This is a genomic window from Sphingomonas sp. 28-62-20, assembly GCF_002281505.1.
In genome coordinates, this window is the sequence record NZ_NCGH01000055.1 from 1 (window position 1) to 2,583 (window position 2,583).

3 protein-coding genes and 1 pseudogene are annotated in these 2,583 nt (G+C 61.9%); all 4 read right to left on the reverse strand.

Annotated features, from left to right (window positions below):
- Positions 1-360: 360 nt before the first annotated feature.
- Positions 361-1,305 (reverse strand): type IV secretion system protein, encoded by a 945-nt coding sequence (locus B7Y43_RS19785; protein WP_374133378.1) that lies wholly within the window; start codon positions 1,303-1,305, stop codon positions 361-363.
- A gap of 14 nt (positions 1,306-1,319) precedes the next feature.
- The gene (locus tag B7Y43_RS19790; RefSeq protein WP_374133379.1) at positions 1,320-1,538 is read right to left on the reverse strand and encodes an EexN family lipoprotein; all 219 of its coding nucleotides are present in this window, start codon (positions 1,536-1,538) and stop codon (positions 1,320-1,322) included.
- A complete protein-coding gene (locus B7Y43_RS19795) occupies positions 1,535-2,251 on the reverse strand; it encodes a type IV secretion system protein (RefSeq protein WP_374133380.1) in 717 nt (238 codons plus the stop codon). The genes B7Y43_RS19790 and B7Y43_RS19795 overlap by 4 nt, the downstream gene beginning before the upstream one ends.
- 4 nt (positions 2,252-2,255) lie before the next feature.
- Positions 2,256-2,583 (reverse strand): annotated as a pseudogene (locus tag B7Y43_RS19800) (transporter); the annotation flags it as partial.

Genomic DNA, 2,583 nt, shown 5'->3' on the forward strand with positions numbered 1-2,583 from the left:
ACGCCCTCGACCTGGCTGCGCATGGTCAGCAGCTCCCATGATTGCGGGGCGCATCCCGCATGGATGTCTTGTCGGGCGCGGGAACCGGAACCGGTGGCGGCGCTGATGCACCTTCGGGCGGTTGCATGACTGGCGGGACAGGCGGCGGGGCAGGGGGCGCTACGACGCCCGGGATCGGCGAGCCGGGTAGGACGCTCCCGTAAATATTCACGTCGCGCATGTGCTTCCCGTCACAGACGGGCAGCTTTTTCGGGCCAGAAGCCCCGCTCGACATGGAAGGAAGGATCATCAGCAGTGCGACCGAACTGCGCAGGATGTAGATCGGCGTTGATGAACTCGTCATGGAATTTTCCCTGGTCATTAGGCGCGGCTGACCGAACCACCGCGAGCGGCGGCACGTTCGAGATTGCGGCTGTTGCGTGTGGCGCGGGCTTGCTGGAACGGTGCAGCCATGGTTCCCCACGCGGACCCCGCAAAAGCTCCGACCCCGGCCGCAGCGCCGCCGGCGATGCCCGTCGCGATCGACGGCGCCTGGAAAAAGAAGATCGTGCCGAGGAAGATATATACCGCGAACAATACAGCGCCGATCGTCACGTCAGGCGTGCCTTCGGCCGCGGTCAGTGCTGTAGCGCCGAGATCGGTGATCAGGGCCGTGATGGCGATGATCACAGCCATCAGGACGATGTAGTTGAACACCTGTCCCAGCCACCCGTAGAAGAACCGCCGGGTGGTCTCGAAGAGCGACAGCGCGATAAAAATCGGCCCGAGCGCGACCACGACGGCGAGCGCCACCTTTGCGAACACGGTGATCGCAAACCCGATCGCCGCAGAAAGGCCCGCTAAACCGTAAATCGCTACCGCCAGCGTGAGCAGGACGAGCTTCCAGGGGTTGATGTCGAGATAGGTCGCGGCTTCCGTCCGGATGATCAGGACGATGGAATCGACCTGCCCGAAGTAATCGTCGAACACCGCACCGACGCTGGTGATGGTCTTGCCCGCCAGCGCCTGGGAGATTGCATCCGGCATCCCGTGAAAAAGCGGGTTCGTGATCCACTCCGAATAAGCGACCGTCGTGGCCGCAACGTAGAGCAGGCACAGCTTGACCATCCGGTAGACCAGCTCGCCCCAAGGCTCGCTGACGATACCGCGCATCACCATGTACCCAAACAGCGCGATGTAGATGACCAGGCCAAGCGCCAGGGGTCCTCTCACGACCTCAATCACGTTGTTGAGACGCTCGTTGAGGAAGAGATCGAGCTTCCCGTCGATGTTGGTATAGATATCCGCGAAGAGTGTGGACGCCATGGCCAGTTCCTCGCTTATTTGTGACCCAGCGAACGCTCGAGCTTGTCGGCGTTCTCGACGTCCTTCGCGTTGCTGCACTCCTGGGCATCGTTGTGGGTGCCGTTGGCGCACGCAGCCAGGATTGCAGCGCGCAGCTTGGGATCGGACTTCAGGTCGGCCTTGCCGACCGACTGCCCGCAACCACTCAGGAGTGTGGCCGTCAGAGCAGGGAGGAACGCAGCGATCCGCTTCACGGCCGACTACTCAGGCTCTGCTGAAGTTTGACGAGGCCGCTTTCATCATCTCGCTGCGAACGCAGTCTCGCCTCGGCGGCCTGCCGCATCTGAAGCGCCTGAAGCTGGACGGCGTCGTTCTGAATATGTGCGTTTTCGACGCCAATCCGCGCCTGAATGTCCATGACTTCTTTCGCGTCTGAGGCGCTGTCGAGCGAGGAGCGAAGCTCCTCGAGACCGGTCGTCCGCTGGGCGGTGACCCCGTAAGCCGCTTCGGCGATCGCAGCATCGCGAGCGGCCATCTCGCCATTCTGGGATATGGAATCTCGGTTGGACCGTTCGAACGCCGTCGCGCCCGGTCGAAGGTCCGGCAGTTCGATGCGGTTGCTGCTGCGGATCCGGGCGGCAGACGAGCCCAGGCTCCCCAACCCGGACAAATCGGACGACATCAATCGCTGGATGTCCCGAGCTTCGCTGGGAAGAAGGTGGCGAACGGCGTCGGTATTGAGCGAGGACGCGATCTGGTTGACGTTCGTAAGCTTGTTGACGCTGTTGTAGAGTTCGGTTGCCTGCGAAATCTGCTGCTTCCCCTGCTCGATCATCGACAGCGTGTTTTTCACCGTCGAGAGCGTCTGCAAGAACGTTGCGGTGTCGTGGACGGGTATCCCCTGCGCATACGCCGGCGCCGACATTGCCAATGCGCCGACGATCGCCAGCGTTCGAATTGCCTTCATGACCTTATCCTTTCCTTCTGGTGGTTGCGCGCCGACGCTCGTGGAACACGGGCAGCCAGTCGCTGGGATCATCGCCAAGCTCAGCCCGGACCTGATCGAGGATGCCGACGGTCTCGGTGGTGCCCGAGAGGACAGCCAACTCATCCGACAGACCGCCCAGGTCGAGTTCCACAACGATGGAATCGTGGCCCTGCTTCACCAGAAAGCGCCGGCTTTCGGGAATGAGGTCGTTTCTGATGAGCTTGAATTCGGCGCGTGTAAGACCGAGGCCATCGATATAATCGACCTCGCGGCCATAGGGATTGGGCAACAGGATCTTGGTCGCGACCTGT